17 protein-coding genes are annotated in these 18,821 nt (G+C 70.0%); 5 read left to right on the top strand and 12 right to left on the bottom strand.

Annotation, left to right across the window (positions count from 1 at the left end; all coding sequences use genetic code 11):
• Window positions 1-68 precede the first annotated feature (68 nt).
• Genes ptsP through B7495_RS12170 form a run of 4 tightly spaced genes read right to left on the bottom strand, consistent with a single transcriptional unit; the run spans window position 69 to window position 5,595 of the window.
• Window positions 69-1,754, bottom strand: coding sequence for a phosphoenolpyruvate--protein phosphotransferase (gene ptsP / locus B7495_RS12185; RefSeq protein WP_088456802.1), 1,686 nt, complete (start codon window positions 1,752-1,754; stop codon window positions 69-71).
• Window positions 1,755-1,796: 42 nt separating this feature from the next.
• Window positions 1,797-3,842 (bottom strand): fructose-specific PTS transporter subunit EIIC, encoded by a 2,046-nt coding sequence (locus B7495_RS12180; RefSeq protein ID WP_088456801.1) that lies wholly within the window; start codon window positions 3,840-3,842, stop codon window positions 1,797-1,799.
• Complete coding sequence (locus B7495_RS12175; RefSeq protein WP_088456800.1) at window positions 3,839-4,810, bottom strand: 1-phosphofructokinase family hexose kinase; 972 nt, start codon at window positions 4,808-4,810, stop codon at window positions 3,839-3,841. The genes B7495_RS12180 and B7495_RS12175 overlap by 4 nt, the downstream gene beginning before the upstream one ends.
• The gene (locus B7495_RS12170; RefSeq protein ID WP_088456799.1) at window positions 4,807-5,595 is read right to left on the bottom strand and encodes a DeoR/GlpR family DNA-binding transcription regulator; all 789 of its coding nucleotides are present in this window, start codon (window positions 5,593-5,595) and stop codon (window positions 4,807-4,809) included. Before B7495_RS12170 ends, B7495_RS12175 begins: the two co-directional genes overlap by 4 nt.
• A 379-nt stretch (window positions 5,596-5,974) precedes the next feature.
• Between B7495_RS12170 and B7495_RS12165 the strand changes: the two genes are divergently transcribed.
• A complete protein-coding gene (locus tag B7495_RS12165) occupies window positions 5,975-6,169 on the top strand; it encodes a hypothetical protein (protein ID WP_134407960.1) in 195 nt (64 codons plus the stop codon).
• A 3-nt stretch (window positions 6,170-6,172) separates the two neighbouring features.
• Here the strand turns inward: B7495_RS12165 and B7495_RS12160 are convergent, their stop codons facing one another.
• On the bottom strand, window positions 6,173-6,910 hold the full coding sequence (locus B7495_RS12160; protein WP_088456797.1) for a glucose 1-dehydrogenase: 738 nt from the start codon (window positions 6,908-6,910) through the stop codon (window positions 6,173-6,175).
• 107 nt (window positions 6,911-7,017) lie between these two features.
• On the opposite strand from B7495_RS12160, the gene B7495_RS12155 reads away from it, so the two are divergent.
• The 3 genes from B7495_RS12155 to B7495_RS12145 are packed head-to-tail and all read left to right on the top strand — an operon-like array spanning window position 7,018 to window position 11,563.
• Entirely contained in the window at window positions 7,018-8,163 is a 1,146-nt protein-coding gene (locus B7495_RS12155) for an exonuclease SbcCD subunit D (RefSeq protein WP_088456796.1), read from the top strand.
• Window positions 8,160-11,147 carry an AAA family ATPase gene (locus B7495_RS12150; RefSeq protein WP_088456795.1) on the top strand — a complete coding sequence of 996 codons (2,988 nt, stop codon included), beginning with the start codon at window positions 8,160-8,162 and terminating at the stop codon, window positions 11,145-11,147. Before B7495_RS12155 ends, B7495_RS12150 begins: the two co-directional genes overlap by 4 nt.
• A 38-nt stretch (window positions 11,148-11,185) precedes the next feature.
• Window positions 11,186-11,563 carry a DUF2834 domain-containing protein gene (locus B7495_RS12145; RefSeq protein ID WP_088458080.1) on the top strand — a complete coding sequence of 126 codons (378 nt, stop codon included), beginning with the start codon at window positions 11,186-11,188 and terminating at the stop codon, window positions 11,561-11,563.
• A 4-nt stretch (window positions 11,564-11,567) separates the two neighbouring features.
• On the opposite strand, the gene B7495_RS12140 is transcribed toward B7495_RS12145, so the two are convergent.
• Genes B7495_RS12140 through B7495_RS12120 form a run of 5 tightly spaced genes read right to left on the bottom strand, consistent with a single transcriptional unit; the run spans window position 11,568 to window position 15,006 of the window.
• Window positions 11,568-11,951, bottom strand: a complete 384-nt coding sequence (locus B7495_RS12140) for a hypothetical protein (protein WP_088456794.1) — start codon at window positions 11,949-11,951, stop codon at window positions 11,568-11,570.
• 39 nt (window positions 11,952-11,990) lie between these two features.
• Window positions 11,991-12,686 (bottom strand): Pr6Pr family membrane protein, encoded by a 696-nt coding sequence (locus tag B7495_RS12135; protein ID WP_133159786.1) that lies wholly within the window; start codon window positions 12,684-12,686, stop codon window positions 11,991-11,993.
• Window positions 12,687-12,726: 40 nt separating this feature from the next.
• Window positions 12,727-13,533 carry an amino acid ABC transporter ATP-binding protein gene (locus tag B7495_RS12130; protein ID WP_088456792.1) on the bottom strand — a complete coding sequence of 269 codons (807 nt, stop codon included), beginning with the start codon at window positions 13,531-13,533 and terminating at the stop codon, window positions 12,727-12,729.
• Entirely contained in the window at window positions 13,520-14,188 is a 669-nt protein-coding gene (locus B7495_RS12125) for an amino acid ABC transporter permease (RefSeq protein WP_088456791.1), read from the bottom strand. The genes B7495_RS12130 and B7495_RS12125 overlap by 14 nt, the downstream gene beginning before the upstream one ends.
• The gene (locus B7495_RS12120) at window positions 14,185-15,006 is read right to left on the bottom strand and encodes an amino acid ABC transporter substrate-binding protein (protein WP_088456790.1); all 822 of its coding nucleotides are present in this window, start codon (window positions 15,004-15,006) and stop codon (window positions 14,185-14,187) included. Before B7495_RS12120 ends, B7495_RS12125 begins: the two co-directional genes overlap by 4 nt.
• Before the next feature lie 193 nt (window positions 15,007-15,199).
• Between B7495_RS12120 and B7495_RS12115 the strand changes: the two genes are divergently transcribed.
• Complete coding sequence (locus B7495_RS12115) at window positions 15,200-16,210, top strand: ADP-ribosylglycohydrolase family protein (RefSeq protein ID WP_088456789.1); 1,011 nt, start codon at window positions 15,200-15,202, stop codon at window positions 16,208-16,210.
• Window positions 16,211-16,215: 5 nt separating this feature from the next.
• Here B7495_RS12115 and B7495_RS12110 read toward each other — a convergent pair whose 3' ends face one another.
• Together B7495_RS12110 and B7495_RS12105 are read right to left on the bottom strand one after the other, a co-directional pair.
• A complete protein-coding gene (locus B7495_RS12110; RefSeq protein ID WP_088456788.1) occupies window positions 16,216-18,390 on the bottom strand; it encodes a RecQ family ATP-dependent DNA helicase in 2,175 nt (724 codons plus the stop codon).
• Complete coding sequence (locus tag B7495_RS12105; protein ID WP_088456787.1) at window positions 18,327-18,806, bottom strand: PPOX class F420-dependent oxidoreductase; 480 nt, start codon at window positions 18,804-18,806, stop codon at window positions 18,327-18,329. Before B7495_RS12105 ends, B7495_RS12110 begins: the two co-directional genes overlap by 64 nt.
• Window positions 18,807-18,821 lie beyond the last annotated feature (15 nt).

Below are 18,821 nucleotides of genomic sequence, written 5' to 3'. Positions count from 1 at the left end.
ACTGTATTGCCCGCGCGATGTGCACACGCCATGAGGCGGCAGCACATCGCACGGTTGACGTGTGGGGCTTAGAGCCCCAGTTCGTCGAGAATGGGCAGCTCGGCGCGAACCCGGGCACGTGCCTCCAGGGCACTCGGGGCAGCCAGGGCGATGCCGGCGAGGCGCTGGGCCTCTTCGACGGTGACCTTCGCCAGCACTGCAGCGACAGCGGCGAGGGCGCGAGCGGTCATCGACAGGGTGTTCACGCCCAGGCCGACGAGCACCACGGCCAGAGCCGGGTCGGCCGCGGCCTCGCCGCAGACACCGACGGGCTTGTTGTTGCCCTCGGCGACGGAGCCGGCCACGGTGAGCTGGATCAGGCGCAGCACGGCGGGCTGCCACGGCGTGTTCAGCGCGGCGAGCGGGCCGAGCTGGCGGTCGGCGGCCATGGCGTACTGGGTGAGGTCGTTGGTGCCGAGGCTCGCGAAGTTCACCTCGCCGAGGATGGTCTCGGCCGTCAACGCGGCGGAGGGAACCTCGACCATGACACCCGGGTTCTTCAGCCCGGCCTCGCCGCACATGCGGGCGAAGTCTGCGGCCTCTTCGGCGGTGGAGATCATCGGGGCCATGACCCAGACATCCGCTTCGGTGCCCTCTGCGGCGGTCGCGACGGCGGCCAGCTGGCGCTTGAGCACGCCGGGCGAGGTGAAGTCGGTGCGGTAGCCGCGCACGCCGAGAGCCGGGTTCGGCTCGGACGCGTCGGTGAGGAAGGGGAGCGGCTTGTCGGCGCCGGCGTCGAGCGTGCGTACGACGACCTTCTTGCCGGGGAACGCGTCGAAGACACCGCGGTACGCGGTGACCTGCTCGTCGAGGGTGGGTTCTTCGTCGCGGTCGAGGAAGCAGAACTCGGTGCGCAGCAGGCCAACGCCCTGGGCGCCGGCGGCGGCGGCCTTGACGGCATCCGCTGCCCCGCCAACGTTGGCAAGCAGCGGCACGAGGTGACCGTCGGCCATGACGCCCTCGCCGGAGAACACCGCGAGGGTGGCGGCGTTGGCGGCCCAAGCCGTGGCGGCCTCGAGCTGGTCGGCGTCGGGGTCGACGGTGATGCTGCCGGCGGCGCCGTCGACGTAGACCTGGGTGCCGTCAGCGATGGCTTCCACACCGACCGCGGCGACGACGGCCGGCAGGCCGAGGGCGCGGGCGATGATCGCGGTGTGCGACTGCGGTCCGCCGCCGGAGGTGACCAAGGCCAGCACGACGGCCGGGTTCAGCGTGGCCGTGTCGGCCGGCGCCAGGTCGTCGGCGACGAGGATGAATGGTTCGTTGGAGGCGGGGATGCCCGGTGCGGGCACCCCACGCAGTTCCGCGACGATCCGGGAGCGCACGTCGAGGACGTCCGTGGCCCGCTCGGCCATGTAGCCGCCGAGGTTGTGCAGCATTTCGGCCACGGATGCCGCGGACTCCCAGATTGCCCGCTCAGCGGAGGTGCCGGTGTTGATCAACTTCACGGCGCCCTTGATGAGCATGGGGTCCGCGGCCATCAGTGCGGTGGCCTCGAGAACCGACTTACCCGCTCCGGTGGCGCTGACCGAGCGCTGCTTGAGCTCGGCCTGCACCGCCTTCGCGGCTGCGCGCAGTGTGACAGCGGCATCCTCTGCCGTCGTCGACGAGGCCAGCTGTTCTCCTGCTGGCGGCTCGCTCACGGCTTTGGGCATCTGCCGGACGGATCCTACGATTCGTCCGGGGCTGACCCCTACTCCTGTGAAACTCTGCACGGAACTTCCTCTATTCTTCGGCGTTAATGGTGCCCACTAATGTTAGGCGGTCACCAGGGTGTTGTTCTGCTGGATGGACCCCGAAGTCGGGGTCTTTCGGACGTAGCGCTTGAGCACGATTACCGCTATGGCCGAGATGACGGTGCCGATCAGGATCGCCAGGATGAAGCCCAAAACGTTCTCAATGGCGAAGAACACGAAGATTCCACCGTGCGGCGCCTTCGACGTGACACCCCAGGCCATGGTCAGCGCACCGGTGGTGGCCGCACCGAGCATGCTCGCCGGGATCACACGCAGCGGGTCGGCCGCGGCGAACGGGATCGCGCCCTCGGAGATGAACGACGCACCCAGCAGCCAGGCTGCCTTGCCGTTGTCGCGTTCGACAGGGCTGAACAGCTTGCGGTCGAGCACGGTGGCCAGGGCCATCGCGAGCGGCGGCACCATGCCGGCGGCCATGACCGCGGCCATGATCTGCCACGGCGCCTGGTTGGCCAGCGTTGCGGCACCCAGGCCGGCGACGGCGAAGGAGTAGGCCACCTTGTTGACCGGGCCACCGAGGTCGAACGCCATCATCAGACCGAGGATCATGCCGAGGATGACAACCGACGCGCCGGTCATGCCGCTGAGCCAGTCGTTCAGGGCGACGGTCAGCCAGGCGATCGGTCCACCGAGCACCAGGAACATCAGTCCGGAGGCGAAGATCGAGGCCAGCAGCGGGATGATCACGACGGGCATCAGGCTACGGAGCCAGCGCGGAACATCGAACGAACCGATCCAGGCCGCCGCAACACCGGCGAGAAGACCACCGACGATGCCGCCGAGGAAGCCGGCACCCATGAAGCCCGAGACCGCACCGGCGACGAAGCCAGGAGCGATGCCGGGGCGGTCGGCGATGCCGTAGGCGATGTATCCGGCCAGGGCCGGAACCAGGAAGCCCATCGACAGGGCACCGATCTTGAAGAAGACCGCGCCCAGGTAGATGGCCAGGCCTCCCTCGGGCAGGTTCCACAGGCTGTTCTGCAGCACCACGTCGTCGGCGACGCCGGTGACGTCGTAGCCGCCGAGCAGGAAGCCCAGGGCGATGAGCAGGCCTCCACCGGCGACGAACGGGATCATGTAGCTGACACCGGTGAGCAGGGCACGCTTGATCTTCTGGCCCATGTGCTCGTTCTCGGACACCGAGTCGGATGCCGCCGCGCCGCCACCGCTGACGCGGCGGGCGTTCGGGTTGTCCACGGCGGCGAGAGCCTCCTGGATCATCTTCTTCGGGTCGTCGATGGCGCGCTTGACGGGGGACTGCACGAGGGGCTTGCCGGCGAACCGGCCCTTGTCGCGCACATCGACGTCAACGGCGAAGATGACGGCGTCGGCGGAGTCGATGACCGAGGTGGCCAGCGGGGTCGCTCCGGCGGAACCCTGGGTCTCGACCTGCAGGTCGATGCCCATCTCCTTCGCGGCTGCGACGAGCGCGTCCGCTGCCATGTAGGTGTGGGCGATGCCGGTGGGGCAGGCGGTGACGGCGACGAGACGGCGGGCCCCGTTGGCCGGGGTGCCCTCGGTGCCGGCTCCGGTGGGCGCCGCGGTGACGCTCGGGGCGGCGGAGGTGGAGTGCGCTCCGGCTGTGGTCGCCGCGGTGACCGGTGCGACGATGTCGGTGACCAGGGTCACGATCTCCTCAGGGGTCTTCGCGGCGCGGAGGGCTGCGGTGAAGTCGGCCTTCATCAGCGACCGGGCCAGCTTCGACAGGATCTTCAGGTGGTCCTGGTCGGCGCCTTCGGGGGCGGCGATCATGAAGATCAGGTCGGCGGGTCCGTCGGCCGAGCCGAAGTCGACCGGCTGGGACAGACGGGCAACGGCCAGCGTCGGCTCGGTGACCGCGCTCGAACGGCAGTGCGGGATGGCGAGTCCGCCGGGGATGCCGGTGGAGGTCTTGGCTTCGCGGGCGAGGGCGTCGGCGTACAGCCCGTCGATCTCGGTGGCTCGGCCGGCTCCGACGACGAGCTCGGCGAGGTGCCGAATCACGGTCGCCGGCGCGGCACCGAGGTTCTGGTCCAAAGCAACGAGCTCTGGGGTAATCAGTGCACTCACTGGTCATCCTCCTTTGGATGTGTAGCAAATGCCGTCACTGTGACGGCGCTGGGGTCGGTTTGGGTCACGGCCGGCACGGTTGAGCCGGGCAGGGATGCGGCAGCGGCGCCGTGGGCGACGGCCTGACGCAGGCAGTCCGGGGCGGATGCTCCGGCCAGGTCGCTGAGCAGAAAACCTGCCAGCGAAGAATCTCCGGCGCCGACGGTCGAAACCGCGACGATCGGGGGACGAGTGGCAAGCCAGTAGCCCTGCGCGGTGACCAGCAGGGCGCCCTGGGAACCGAGGGTGGCCAGCACGGCGCCGACTCCCGCGGTGATCAGGGTCTGCGCGGCGCGCGCGGCCAGGTGCGGGTCGGCCTCGAGGCTGTCCGGGTCTGAGATGCCGGTGAGCTCGGCGAGTTCGTCGGCGTTGGGCTTGAGCAGGTCGGGGCCGGCGCTGATGGCCGCGGCCAGGGGGGCACCTGAGGAGTCGATGGCGACTTTGGGGGCCGCGGCGCCGAAGCGGGTCTTGAGCTCCCGGGTGAGGTCGGCGTAGAAGGTGTCCGGCACCCCGGGTGGCAGCGAACCGGCCAGCACCAGCCAGCTGGCGCCCTCGGCCTTCTCGAGGACGAGCTCCACCAGGGCGGACTGCTGCTCGTTGGTCAACACCGGACCGGGTTCGTTCACCTTGGTGGTGGTGCCGTCCGGTTCGGTGATCGCGATGTTGCTTCGCAGGGTCGCGCCGATCGGCAGGCCGAGGTGCGGGATGCCCTGAGCGGTCAGCGCGAGCAGCACCGGGTCATCCGCGTCTCCGGGCAGGATCGCGAGGCTCTCGATGCCCGAGGCTGCCAGGGCGCGGCAGATGTTGACACCCTTGCCGCCGGGTTCCTGATGGGCGTCCAGGGCGCGCTGTACGTCGCCGCGCGCGAGCGGGCCGGCGAGTTCGATGGTGCGGTCCAGGCTGGGGTTGGGGGTGAGTGTGACGATCATGCGATTACGACCTCGACATCCGCCGCGGCCAGGGCTGCGGCAAGTTCAGCGGAAGGGGGAGCATCGGTGATGAGCGCGTCGATGTCGCTCAGAGCAGCGAACCTGACCAGGGTTTCCTGGTCGAGCTTGGAGGAGTCGGCCAGCGCGACAACTCGGCGGGCGGAGCGCACGATCGCGGTCTTCACGGCGGCCTCGACCGAGTCGGGGGTGCTGAAGCCGAAGTCGGCGGCCACGCCGTTGGCGCCGACGAAGGCGATGTCGGGGCGCATGGCGTCGAGCATCTGGGTGGTGCGGGTGCCCACGATGGCCCGGGTGAGGCCGCGCACCCGGCCGCCGAGGATCTGCAGCGAGATGGCCTCGTTGCCGGCCAGCTTGTAGGCGATGGGAAGGGCGTTGGTGATCACCAGGAGCTGGTCGCCGGGGTTGGCCGGCGTCCACTCGAGAAGCCGGTCGGCCAGCAGTTCGGTGGTGGTGCCGGAGTCCAGGATGATCGAGCCCGTTGTGCTCGCAGGGATCATTGCCAGGGCGGCGTCGGCGATGCGGGCCTTCTCGTCGTGGCGCTGGGTCTGGCGCTCTTCGAGGCTGGCCTCGGACATGCTCAGCCGGTCGATGGCCACGGCGCCACCATGCACGCGGCGCAGGTGCCGGCTCAGTTCGAGGGCGGAGAGGTCGCGGCGCACGGTCTCCGGGGTGATGTCGAAGCGCACGGCCAGTTCGTTTACGGTGACCCGGCTGCGGTCGGACACCATCTCGGCGATCATCGACTGACGCTCTTCGGCGAACATCGGGCCTCCTCGACGGTGAGAACGCGGCCCGGGGGAGTCGCGCAAAAGTTTGTATTCCTGACTTTAGACCCGTTTGTTTTTGCTTGTCAACATAAACACAGATAAACAAAGATCCCTGAATGCAAGCCGACAGTTCCCGGGGTGAGTGGCGGACTTCCCGCCTTCGCAGACGAAATGAAGGCGGGATGTCCGTGGCGACCTCGACCGGCCGTTCTGGGGCATCGGCTCCGGCTCGCGCCCGACGACCTCGTCGAGCGCGGTGTACTGGTTCTCGGCTGCATTTGAGGGCTATTCGGGTCGCAGGGGTTTACAGCGCGCCAGAGCCGCACTCCCGCTCCTTCGCACGCGCTCGGAATCGCCGCGGGAATCGATGCTCCGGGTGATCATCGTGCTCGCCGGGCTTCCGGAACCCGAATGCGATGACAACGTGTTCGACGAGAACGGCCGGTTCCTGGCCAGGGGTGACCTGGTCTACCCCGAGTACCCGCTGTTGCAGTTCACCGACGACGACCTGCTGGACCCGGCCGCCCTGGTGGCGCGGATCACGCGGCGGTTGCGGGCCCGGGGATGGTGAGTCTTATTGATAGTGCGACAGGCCGCTCAGCTCGCCGCCGTCGGTGAGGAACTCGGCTCCGGTGGAGAAGCTCGACTCGTCACTGGCCAGGAACAGCACCAGGTTCGCCACCTCGGTGGCCTGGCCGATGCGGTGCAGCGCCACGTGGTTCTGCGGCACATCGAGCCCGGCGGTCATCGGGGTGGCGATGGCGCCCGGATGCACCGAGTTGACCCGCACGTTGTACTTGCCGAGGTCCAGCGCGACGGACTTGGTGAGCCCGCGCACCCCGAACTTCGCCGCCACGTAGCCGGGGAGCGCCTCGTAGCCCTGCAGGCCGGCGGTCGAGGACACGTTGATGATCGAGCCCGCCTTCGACCGGATGATCATCGGCACCGCCGCCTTGATGCCGAGGAACACCCCGGTGAGGTTGACCGCGATGATGGTGTTCCAGGACTCCAGGGTGTACTCCTCGATGGGACCGAAGTTCACGATCCCGGCGTTGTTCACGAGCACGTCGAGTCCGCCGAAGTCGTCCACCGCGACGGCGACGGCGGCGTCCCAGTGTTGGGCGCGGGTCACGTCGAGGTGCACGTACCGGCAGGCCTCGCCCAGTTCGGCGACGAGAGCCTTGCCGTCCTCATCGAGCAGATCCCCGATGACCACTTGCGCGCCCTCCTCGACGAGGCGACGGGCCATCGCGGCACCGAGTCCCCGTGCTCCACCACTGATGAGTGCGACCTTGCCGCTGACACGTGCCATGGTGTTTCCTCCATTCGAGTCGACCTTCGACAAACGAGTTCGACGGGGAATGTACACGCGCGGGGCTCTGGCCAGCACTGTCGGTGGCCGACGGTAGCGTGAGTGATATGAAGATCCTGCACACGAGTGACTGGCACATCGGGCGCACCTTCCACACCCACCCGACCCTTGACCACTTGGCGCTCGTGTTCGACGCCCTCGTGGGCATCGTGCGCGAACGCGGGGTCGACGTGGTCGCCGTGGCCGGTGACATCTTCGATTCGGCCACACCGTCCGCCGACAGTTACGCCCTGCTCAGCGGCACCCTGTCGCGCCTTCACGCCACCGGCGCCCGGGTGGTGATGACCAGCGGCAACCACGACTCGGCCACCCGGCTCGGCTTCCAGTCGGAGTGGGCGGGGCTCGCCGGCATCCACGTGGTCACCGGGTTCGACCAGTACCGCACCCCGATCTCGATCGACGACGAACACGGCCCCGTGCACTTCTACGGCATCCCCTTCCTCGAACCGGCCCTGGTGCGCCACCACTACCCCGACGAGCTCCTCAAGACCCACGAACAGGTGCTGGGCCTGGCCATGCGGCAGGTGCGCGCCGACCTCGCCGACCGCGGCGGCCGCTCGGTGGTGCTCTCGCACTGCTTCGCAGCGGGAGTCGCCGCCAGCGATGTGGAGCGCGACATCAGCGCCGGCGGCCTGGACCTCGTTCCGGTGAGCGTCTTCGACGGCCCCGACTACGTCGCGCTGGGCCACATCCACGGTCGCGCGCAGATCACCGACAGGGTGCGCTACTCGGGAGCCCCGCTGCACTACTCCTTCGCCGAGGCCGACAAGCCCCGCGGCGGCTGGCTCGTCGATCTCGATGCGAACGGACTGGCCGAGACCGAGTGGGTCGACCTGCCGATTCCCCGGCGCCTGCGGGTGCTCACGGGGGAGCTCGAGTCCCTCGCTCACGACGACGCCTTCACCTCGTTCGAGAACGACTGGATCGCCGCGGTGCTGACGGACCGGGTGCGGCCGCTGGACGGCATGCGTACCCTGCAGAAGCGCTTTCCGCACTGTGTGGCCCTCGAGCACCGCCCGACCATCACGCAGGCGACCGAGGAGTCCACTTATTCCGACCGGGTCAAGCACAAGAGCGACCCCGAAATCGTGGCCGGTTTCCTGGAGTTCGTGCGCAACGGTGTGGGCCTGAGCGCCTTCGAGCGAGAGCTGGTCGCCGAGGTCCTGGGCGATACCACCGAGGCCACCGTATGAAGATCACCCGGCTGCGCATCGCCGGCTTCGGCCCGTACAAGACCGAGCAGGAGGTGGACTTCACCCGCTTCGACGCCGACGGAATCTTCCTGATCACCGGCAAGACCGGCGCGGGCAAGTCCAGCATCCTGGACGCCATCTGCTTCGCCCTGTACGGCTCGGTGCCCCGGTTCGACGGCAGCGAACTGCGGCTGCGCAGCGACCACTGCGACCCGGCCGACCCGAGCTTCGTCGAGCTCGAGTTCACCCTCAAGGGCGACACCTACAGGGTCTACCGCACCCCGCGCTATGAGAAGGCCAAGAAGCGCGGCGTGGGCACCACCACGGCGCAGCCGGATGCGCGCCTCGAGCGGCTCAGCGCCGGCACCGACGGCACCGGCGACTGGGTGGGCATCGCCGCCCGCCCGGTGGATGTGGGCACCGAGCTCAGCCGGATCCTGCCGTTGAAGCAGGACCAGTTCCTGCAGGTGATCCTGCTGGCCCAGAACCGGTTCCAGCGCTTCCTGCTGGCCAAGACCGACGACAGACTCACCGTGCTCCGCACCCTGTTCGGCACCCTGCGGTTCCAGCAGCTGGAGACCGACCTGCTCACCCGGCGCAAGGTGCTCGACGACGAGCTGACGCTGGTGCGGCACGAGATCGACGGGATCGTGGCCGCGACCCTGCGCCAGCTGTGGCGCGACGACGACGAGGACACCCGACCCGAGTCCCCGGCCGACCCCCACCTCGGCTGGTTCGACGCGGCGCTCGACACCCTCGATTGCCGGCTGGCGGCCGCCACCCGGCACGCCGAAACCGCCTCCGCGGCCCTGACAGCGGCCACCGCCGAGTACCAGGCCGCCGAGGACCGGCGCCGACGCCAGGACCGCCGGGATGCGGCGGCCCGCACGCTGACCGCTCTCGAGGAGCGCGGGAACGAGATGCTCGGCAGCCGGGAAGCCCTGCGCCTGGCCGAGCACGCCGCCAGGGTCTGGCCGCAGGTGCGCGCCCGCATCGACGCCGACGCCGCGGTCGGCACGGCCGAGGCCACAGCGACCGCCGCCCGGGCCGCCTGGAAGCGGCTTGTCGACGACGACGCAGACTCAGCAGATGCCGCCGGCCTCAGCACCCTTATCGACGACAGGCTGCGCCAGCTCGGAAGCCTCGACGACCTGCTCGTCGAGGAACGCAGGCTGCCCGCCCTCGACCAGCAGATCACCGATCTCGAGCGCCGCACGGCCGCCCAGATCGAGGCGCTCGACGCCGCCAAGCTGCTGCTGCTCGCGCTGCCCGAGCGCATCGACGCGGCAACGGATGCCCTCGCCGCGGCGACCCTCGGCGCCGCCCGCGCCCCGGAGGCCGAAGCGACACTGGCCCGGGCCGAGGCTGCACTGGCCGCGGCCGACGACGTGCGCCGGCTGGAAACCGAACTGGTGGGGGTACACCGCGCCGAACGGGAGGCCGTGGCGGAGAACACCGCGGCCGCCCTGCACTATCAGCAGCTCGTGGACGCCCGGCTCGGCGGTTTCGCCGTTGAGCTCGCCGCCGGTCTCGTCGACGGCGAGCCCTGCGCGGTCTGCGGGGCCACCGAACACCCGGCGCCCATGACCGGCGACGCCGCACCCGTCACCGAGGACGACCTCGACGACGCCCGCGACCTTATGAGTCGCCGGCAGGGGGCCGTCGACGCCGCCCGCACTCAGTCCCGGGACGTCGATACCCTACTCACCGCCGCCCGCACCCGGGCCGGCGACGATGATGCCGACACGCTCGATTCGGCACTCCGGCAGGCAGAGGATGCCCTCGCCGTGGCTGCCGACCACCGCGCCAGGCTGCCCGCCCTCGAGGCCGAGCTGGCCCGCCTGCGCGTCGACCAGGCCGAGGCCCAGGCCGCCCTGGCCCCGCTGCAGCTGGCGCGCGACGAAGCCACCGTGCACCTGGCGGAACGCCGGACCGAGCGCGACGGCATCGCCGGCCGCGTCCAGGCCCAGCGGGCCGGGTTCGACAGCGTCACCGAGCGGGCCGGCCGGCTGCACAGCGAGCTCGACGCCGCCCGCGCACTGGCCGACGCGCTGGCCACCTCCGCGTCGGCCCGGCGGGCGGCCGAGGCACGCACCGAGGCGCTGGTGGCGCAGCTGCACGAGGAGGGCTTCGCCGACGAGGCCGCCGCCGGACTCGCCCGGCTCAGCCCGGCCGAGATGCAGGCTGGTCAGGCCGCCATCCGCGCCTACGACGACGACCTCGCCGGCGCCCGCGGGGTGCTGGCCGAGGCCGACCTGGCCGGGCTGCCCGAGAACCCCATCGACCTCGACCCGACCCGGCTCGCCCTTCAGGCCGCCGGCGCCGCCCGCGACGACGCCCTAGCCCGCCGGGAATCGCTGCGTGAACGTGCCACCGCGCTCACCGCCCTGGTGGGGGATGCCCGGGCCCGGTTCGCCCTCGCCGCGGACCTGCTCACCACCCAGGCCCAGGTGCGTCAGCTCGCCGCCGTGGTGCACGGCGACGACCCGAACACCAAGCGCATGAAGCTGGAGACCTACGTGCTGGCCGCGCAGCTCGAGGAGATCATCGCCGCGGCGAACAACCGGCTGCGCACCATGACCGGCGGCCGGTACGCGCTCGAACACGACGACGCACTGCAATACCGTGGCAGCCAGGCCGGACTCGGGCTGGCGATCCGGGACGAGCACACCGGCCGGGCCCGGGCGACTCACTCGCTGTCCGGCGGCGAGACCTTCCTCGCGTCGCTCGCCCTGGCACTCGGGCTCGCTGAGGTGGTCTCCAACCAGGCCGGCGGCATCGCGCTGGACACCCTCTTCGTGGACGAGGGATTCGGGTCGCTGGACGCCGAGACCCTCGAGACGGCCATGAGTACCCTCGACAGCCTGCGGGCCGGCGGCCGCACCATCGGCCTGATCAGCCACGTCGAGTCGATGAAGGAGCAGATCCCGGCGAAGCTCGCGATCAGGGTGACCGCGCAGGGCTACAGCGAAATAATCCCGTAGGCACGCCGCGATCGAGCGGATCGCGGCACACTGTGTTCATGAGCCGCACCCCTTCCGAGCCCGCCGCGCAACCCGCCTCCTCGTCCGCCGCCGCGGGCTGGACGACCCTGACGTTCGTCTACCTGGCCCTGGCCATCGTGGGACTGATCGGCACCTGGACCTGGAACATCCAGGCGATCATGCAGGCCAGCGACTTCATCGGCGACTGGACCATGAGCGGACCGGCGGTGTCGTCGCTGACCACCGACCTGCTCGTGGCGGCGATCGCCGGCAGCGTCTTCATCATCGTGGAGGCCCGCCGGCTCGGCATGCGCGCAGGCTGGGCCTACGTCGTATTCGGGTTGATCACGGCGTTCGCGTTCACGTTCCCGTTGTTCCTGGCCATGCGGCAGCGCCGGCTGGTGATGACGACCTGAGCCTTCAGCTCACATCGCCGGCCGCGAGGCCGGCGTCGTCACCCGAGAACCGTTCCCGCAGGGCGTGGAAGTGCGACACGGTCAGTCCGTGCCGGAGTAGGTACGGTTCGGCGCCGCCGAGAGCGTCGATGGTGGCCAGGGCAGCCCGCAGGGCGTCCGGCAGCGGCTCGGCGAGCAGCGCGGCGGCCACGGCCTCGTCGTGCGGCAGTCCCGCGGCGAGCAGGGTCAACGCGAGAACCAGGCCGGCCGGATGTTCACCGCCGGGGCCGTGCGCCACGAGCGGCCCGTCGCCCGCAGCGAGAACGGCCACGGCATCGGTCAGCTCACGGCCGCCATGGGCGACCAGGTCGGTGTAGTCCTGTACTCGCTGCGTGACGGGATTAGTCATGCTGCAGTCTCCGTCGCCGAGGTGAACGGCAGGTGACGCTCAGGCCAATCCCGGCTCCAGATCCGGCGAGGTGCGCCGACCCAGCCGGCTCAGCCCGATCGCGATGGCCGAGATGCCCGCGATGACGACGGCGATCACCAGGACGTAGAGGAACACCGACGGCCAGCCACCCGGCTCGTCGGGGTTGAGGAACGGGTAGGTCCACCAGTCGGTGAACGTGCCGCGCAACAACGCATAGGCCAGCCACACCAGCGGGTAGATCAGCGCGAACCAGATCCGTTTCCAGGCCAGCGCCGGGCGGCCCGGTGCCAGCAGCCAGTCGAGCAGGATCAGGGCCGGCGCCCACACGTGCAGGACCTCGTTGGGCCAGGTGAGCCCCTCGAAGGTGCCGTCGGCGGGCTGGTTGCGCAGCAAAAGGTTGTAGACCACCCCGGTGATCACGGCGTACGCGAGCGTCGACATCCGCACCCGCGCCAGCAGCTCGGGTTCGGCAGCCAGGCGCAGCGCGAGAACACCGCCGACGAAGAGCACCACCACGTTCATCAGGCTGGACTGAATCGTGAAGAAACCGAAGTACGCGGCAGGGTCGAACGCGTCGTTCAGGAGTTGGTCGGTGATCTGGGTCACGATAGCGGCCAGCACGAGCGCGGCGAGCAAGATGCGCAGCACCCCCACAGCGCGTCGGAAAGGGGTCGGGGAGTCGTCGAGCCCGGCGGGCACAGCAGCGGAATTCACCTGATCAGGTTAGTGCAGGGCCCAAAAATGCACGTGCAGATCAGAAGGGGAACAGCAGCCGGTGCAGGAACTGGCGGGTGCGCTCGTGCTGGGGGTTCCGCAGCATCTCCTTCGGATCGCCGTGCTCCACGATGGTGCCACCGTCGACGAAAGCCACCTCGGTGGCCACCTCCCGGGCGAATTCGAGTTCGTGGGTGACGATCACCATCGTCCAGCCCTCGGCGGCGAGCTCCTTGATCAGGCGCAGCACGTCGCCGACAAGCTCGGGGTCCAGGGCACTGGTCGGCTCGTCAAAGAGCAGCAGGGTAGGTCGGAGGGCCAGGGCCCGGACGATGCCTACCCGCTGCTGTTGCCCACCGGACAGTTCGAACGGGTAGCTGTCGCGCTTCTCACCGAGGCCGACCCTCTCCAGCAGCGCCAGGGCCTCGGTCTCGACCTCGGCGCGGGGGCGCCGCTGCACGACGACGGGTCCTTCCATCACATTTTCGAGCACGGTCTTGTGCGGAAAGAGGTTGTAGTGCTGAAAGACCATCGCCGAGCGGTCCCGCAATGTGCCGAGGGTCTTCTTCGGAACGCCGGCGCGGGATCCGTGGGCAGCGGCGAAGTCGATGGTCACGGGTGCGTGAGTCGCGTCATCCGCTCCGATGATCTCGATGGTGCCGCCGTCGGCGATCTCCAGGCCGTTCAGGCAGCGGAGCACGGTGGTCTTGCCCGAGCCTGACGGCCCGATCAGCGCGAGCACCTCGCCGCGCGCGACGGTGAGGTCGATGGATTTCAAGACCTGGTTGTCCCCGAAGCTCTTCTGCAGGCCTCGAACCGTGAGCAGCTTCTGGTCAGTGGGCGACATAGCGGTCCAATCGCTTTTCAAGCACGCCCTGGCCGCTGGAGAGCACCAGGCAGATGACCCAGTAGAGCAGGGCGGCCTCGAGGTACAGGGCCATGAACTGCTGGCTGAAGGCCGCCACCTGCTGGGCCTCGCGGAACAGCTCGGTGACCAGGATCAGCGAGGCCAGGGAGGTGTCCTTGACCAGGCTGATGAAGGTGTTGGAGAGCGGCGGCACGGACACCCGGGCCGCCTGCGGCAGGATGATGCGGGTGAGGGCACGCCGGTGCGACATGCCGATCATGTACGCGGCCTCCCACTGGCCCTTGGGCACCGAGAGGATGGCGGCTCGGATCACCTCGGCTGCGTAGCCGCCGACGTTGATCGAGAACGCGACGATGGCGCTGGGCCACGGGTCGATGACGATGCCCAGCGAGGGCAGGCCGTAGAAGATCACGAACAACTGCACCAGCAGCGGGGTGCCACGCACGATGGAGATATAGACCTGTGCGATCGAGGACAGCCACCGGCGCTTCGACAGACGCATCAACGCCAGGCCCAGGGCCAGCACGAGTCCGATCGCGAACGACGCCAGGGCCAACGGGATCGTTCCGGTGATGGCACCGTGGATCAGGGGCCACAGCGAATCCAGCAGGAGTTGCCAGGTGGACTCGCTCACTGCGAGACGTCAGCTCCGAAGTAGGTGTCGGAAATGGCGGCCAGGGTACCGTCCTCGCTGAGCGTGGCGAGGGCATCCGACACGGCCTCGGCCAGAGCGGTGCCCTCGGGGGCGAAAGCGAAGGCACTCTCGGAGCGCTCCTCGGTTTCCGCGGCGATCTTCAGGCCCGCGGCGCCGGTCTGCTTCTTGTAGTCGAGGTAGGTCAGCTTGTCGTTGACGGTGGCGTCGACGCGGCCCTGCTCCACGAGGGCGACGGACTGGGCCCAGCCCTCAACGGACTGCACGGTGGCGCCACTCTCGGTGGCCAGCGTGTACCAGTTGCTGGTGAGCGACTGGGCGGTGGTCTTGCCGGCCAGGTCGGCGAACGACGCGATAGAGGTGTTGTCCTCCGGTACCACGATGACGCCGGTGGAGTAGGTGTACGGGGTGGAGAACGTGTAAGCCTCCACGCGCTCCGGGGTGATCGACACCTGGTTGGCGATGGTGTCGAAACGGCCGGCTTCGAGGCCGGCGAAGATCGCGTCCCACTGGGTCTCTTCGAATTCGGCCTCAACGCCCAGCTGGTCGGCGACGGCGCGGGCCACCTCGACGTCATAACCGGTGAGCTCGCCGGAACCGTCGGCGTGGTACGAGAACGGCCGGTAGGTGCCCTCGGTGCCGATGGTCAGGGTGCCGGATTCGAGGACCGAACTCAGCGACTCGTCGGTGCCGGCCGCGGCGCCGTCGCTGCCGGAATCACCGGCGGAGGCGCTGCACCCGGTCAGGGCCACCGCGGCGGCAATGGTGAGGACGGTGGCGGAGACGAGGTGGCGCTTCATGTATGTGTTCATCCAATGTGCTGATCAAGATGCGGGCGTACGTACCAGGTTAACAAGCCCGGCCCGGTTCTGAATATTCCGATGACGCCGGATGACGCTGTGACGACTCCCGTGCCCCCCCGTTCGAGAACCTGTCGGCTCCGGGGCTTTCGGCATATGCTGCCGCCGTCGCACTCAACCCGAAGGAGTACGCATGAAATTGTCGTCGGCTCAGCACGATCGTTCGGCCGCTGTTTTGCTCGGCATGGCCTGTGGGGATGCCCTCGGTGCCGGATACGCCTACGGGGGTCCGCTGCCGCCCACCGCGGTGGTGGGGATGCGCGGCGGAGCCGGCACGACCTGGGCCCGAGGGGAGTGGACCGACTACACGGCCCTGGCCGTCCCGGTGGCGCGCGCCGTGGCCGACGGACTCGATCTGCGCCAGGAGTCCACTCTCGACCTCATCACCGCGGAGTGGGTGGACTGGGCCGACACCGCGCCGTACGCCGGCAACCAGCTCGACGCCGCGTTGTCCGGACCGGACCGGACGGCCGCCGCCGTACGAGCCGCCGCCCGCGCTCGGCACGACAGAGTGGGCCGAAGCGCCGGCAACGGTTGCCTGCTCCGCACCGCCCCGGTGGCCTTGGCGTTCCTGCACGATCCCGACGGCCTGGCCGACGCCGCACGCCGGCTGAGCGAGCTCACACACTGCGAGACCGACGCCGGGGACGCCTGCGTGCTCTGGGGGCTGGCCATCCGCCACACCGTCCTTACCGGAGAACTCGACCTGCGGGTGGGTCTGGGCACCCTGTCGCCGGGCCGGCGTGAACTCTGGTCGGCGCGCATCAACCACGCCGAGCGCCGCCAGCCCCGCGATTTCACGCGCAACGGCTGGGTCGTGCAGGCGGTGCAGGGTGCCTGGTCGGCCATCGTGCACACCCGTGACGAGCCCGGCGCGACAGCGGATGCCGGCCAGTACCGTCTGGGCATCGAGGCGGCCGTGCGCGGCGGCGGTAACACCGACGCTGTGGCCGGCATAGCCGGTGCGCTGCTCGCCGCCCAGTGGGGCCTGGCCGCGGTGCCCAGCGAATGGCGCCGACTGGTGCAGGGCTGGCCCGGCCTGCGCGGAGCCGACCTGGTGCGTCTGTCGGTGCTCGCCGCGCACAGCCAGGACACCAACGAGGCCGGCGAGCGGGAGAGTTTTCGGCTCCACGCCGTGAAGTAGCTCGGCTACGACCGCAGCGCCAGCGTGAACGGCAGCACGCCCGGCGCGCCCGCGCGGCGGAGCAGCCGGCCGGCGACGGTGAGGGTCCACCGGCTGTCGCCGAGGTCGTCGACCAGCAGCACCGGCCCGTCGGCTCCGGCCAGGTTGGCGGCCAGCTCCGGGCCGACCTCGAAGGCACCCCAGACGCTGGAGAGCCGGTAGGCGCTGTTGCCGCCGGATTCGCCGGTGGGCCCTGCGCCCACCAGGCTCAGCGTGCCCAGTTGCGGCAGCCGCCCCACCCGGCTGAGTTCGGCTGCCACCGAGGCCACCAGTAGCGGATGCCGGCGGGACGGCATGGCCACCACCCCCACGGGCCGTTCGGCCCAGCCCCACTCGGCGAGCACCCGCACGCAGGCGGCCAGCAGCGCCGGCGAGGCGGGCGCATCCGGGGTGTTGGGCGCGAAAGTATCGCGCAGGGTGTTGCCCCAGCCCAGGTCGGTGAGTCGGGCCAGAGCGCGACCGGGCAGCACCCTGTCGCCGGCGTCGATGCGGCCCTTGGCGCTCACGCCGAGCCTGTCGGCGCCGGTGGGCCATTGGGCGCGGGGTTCCAGGGCCACGCCCACCCGGTCCAGGGCCGAGGCCGCGGTGCTCGCCGCATCGGCCTGAACGTCGGTGGGGTACCAGGGGGCCGTGCAGTTGTCGCAGCGGCCGCAGGGCACGGCGGTGTCGTCGTCGAGAGCGCGCTGGAGGAACTCCATCCGGCAGCCGGAGATGCGTTCATAGTCGAGCATGGCGTTCTGCTCGGCCACCCTTGCCGCGCCGATGCGTTCGTAGCGATCGCTGTCGTAGACCCAGGGCTGTCCGGTGGCCAGCCAGCCGCCGGTCACCCGGCGCACGGCGCCGTCGACGTCGAGCACCTTGAGCAGCAGTTCCAGCGGGGAACGCCGGAGGTCGACCCGGGACTCCAGGGCGGGCGTGGACAGCGGGGCGCCACCGTTGGCGTGTAGCGCCTGCAGCACGGCCTCGGCCTTGTGCTGGCTGGGCATCGACGAGGTGGCGAAGTACTGCCAGATGGCCTCGTCTTCGACACCCGGCAGCAGCAACACGTCGGCATTCTCAGTGGCACGGCCGGCACGGCCGACCTGCTGGTAGTAGGCGACCGGGCTGCTGGGGGCGCCGAGATGCAGCACATAGCCCAGGTCGGGCTTGTCGAAGCCCATGCCCAGGGCGCTGGTGGCCACGAGGGCCTTCACCTGGTTGGCCTTGAGCAGCCCCTCGGACTCCTCGCGTTCGGTGGTGTCGGTCTGGCCGGTGTACGCACGGACGGCGTGGCCGGCATCCCGCAGCAGCCGGGCGGTGTCCTCGGCGGCCGAGACCGTGAGGGTGTAGATGATGCCGCTGCCGGGCAACTCGGCGAGGTGGCTGAGCAGCCAGGCCAACCGGGCGCGGGAGTCCGGCAGGCGCAACACGCCCAGGCGCAGTGACGCGCGGGCGAGGGGGCCGCGGATGGTGACGACGTCACTGCCCCCGACCGCTACCTGCTCCGCCACATCCGTCACCACCCGGCTGTTGGCCGTGGCCGTGGTGGCCAGCACCGGCACCCCGGCCGGCATCGCCGCGATCAGGTCCCGCAGGCGCCGGTAGTCCGGCCGGAAGTCGTGGCCCCAGTCCGAGATGCAGTGCGCCTCGTCGACCACGAGCAGCCCCACCCGCTCGAGCAGCGCGGGCAGCTGCTCGTCGCGGAAGGACGGGTTGTTCAGGCGTTCGGGGGAGACCAGCAGAACGTCGACCTCGTCCGCGCGGAGCGCAGCGAGCACGTCGGTCCACTCGTGGGCGTTGGCAGAGTTGATCGACACGGCCCGCACGCCGGCGCGGGCAGCGGCGGCCACCTGGTCACGCATCAGGGCCAGCAGCGGGGACACCAGGATGGTGGGGCCGGCACCCTGGCGGCGCAGCAGCAGGGTCGCGACGAAGTAGACCGCCGACTTGCCCCAGCCGGTGCGCTGCACCACGAGGGCCCGGCGGCGCTGGTCGACGAGGGTTTCGATGGCCTCATACTGGCCCTCGTGGAAGTCGGCGTCGGGCCGGCCCACCAGGGTGCGCAGGATCTCGAGGGCGGCCTCGCGGGTATTCGGCGTCACAGCGCGTCGAGCCTGGAGGCCACATCGGCGGGGAACCCGCCGGTCGCGATCGGGCTCCATCGGGTGGGCGTGATCCGGATCAAGGACTTGTCCTGCAGGGCCATGGCCCGGCGGTACTCCACCCAGTTCGGGTGTTCGCCGGCGATGCAGCGGTAGTAATCGACCAGTCCGTCGCCGGCGGCCGGCATGTGCAGGATCTCGGCGGTGCCGTCGACCTGCACCCAGGCGCCGTCCCACTCGTCCGAGAGCACGAGCACCGACGTCTGCGGGTCGCGTTCGGCGTTTCGGGTCTTTGCCCGCGACGGGTAGGAGGAGATCACCAGTCGGCCCGCATCGTCGACGCCGCCGGAGACCGGCGACATCTGCGGCCGGCCGTCGCTGCGGGTGGTGGCGAGCAGCATCCGGTGCCGCGGCCGCACAAAATCGAGCAGGTCGGGCAGGGAGACGGTGGTGCTGGTTGCGACGTTTCTGGCCATTCCCTCAGGCTAACG

Source organism: Cryobacterium sp. LW097 (assembly GCF_002205495.2).
GTDB classification, from domain to species: Bacteria; Actinomycetota; Actinomycetes; order Actinomycetales; family Microbacteriaceae; genus Cryobacterium; species Cryobacterium zongtaii.
This window is presented reverse-complemented; position numbering and strand designations above follow the sequence as displayed.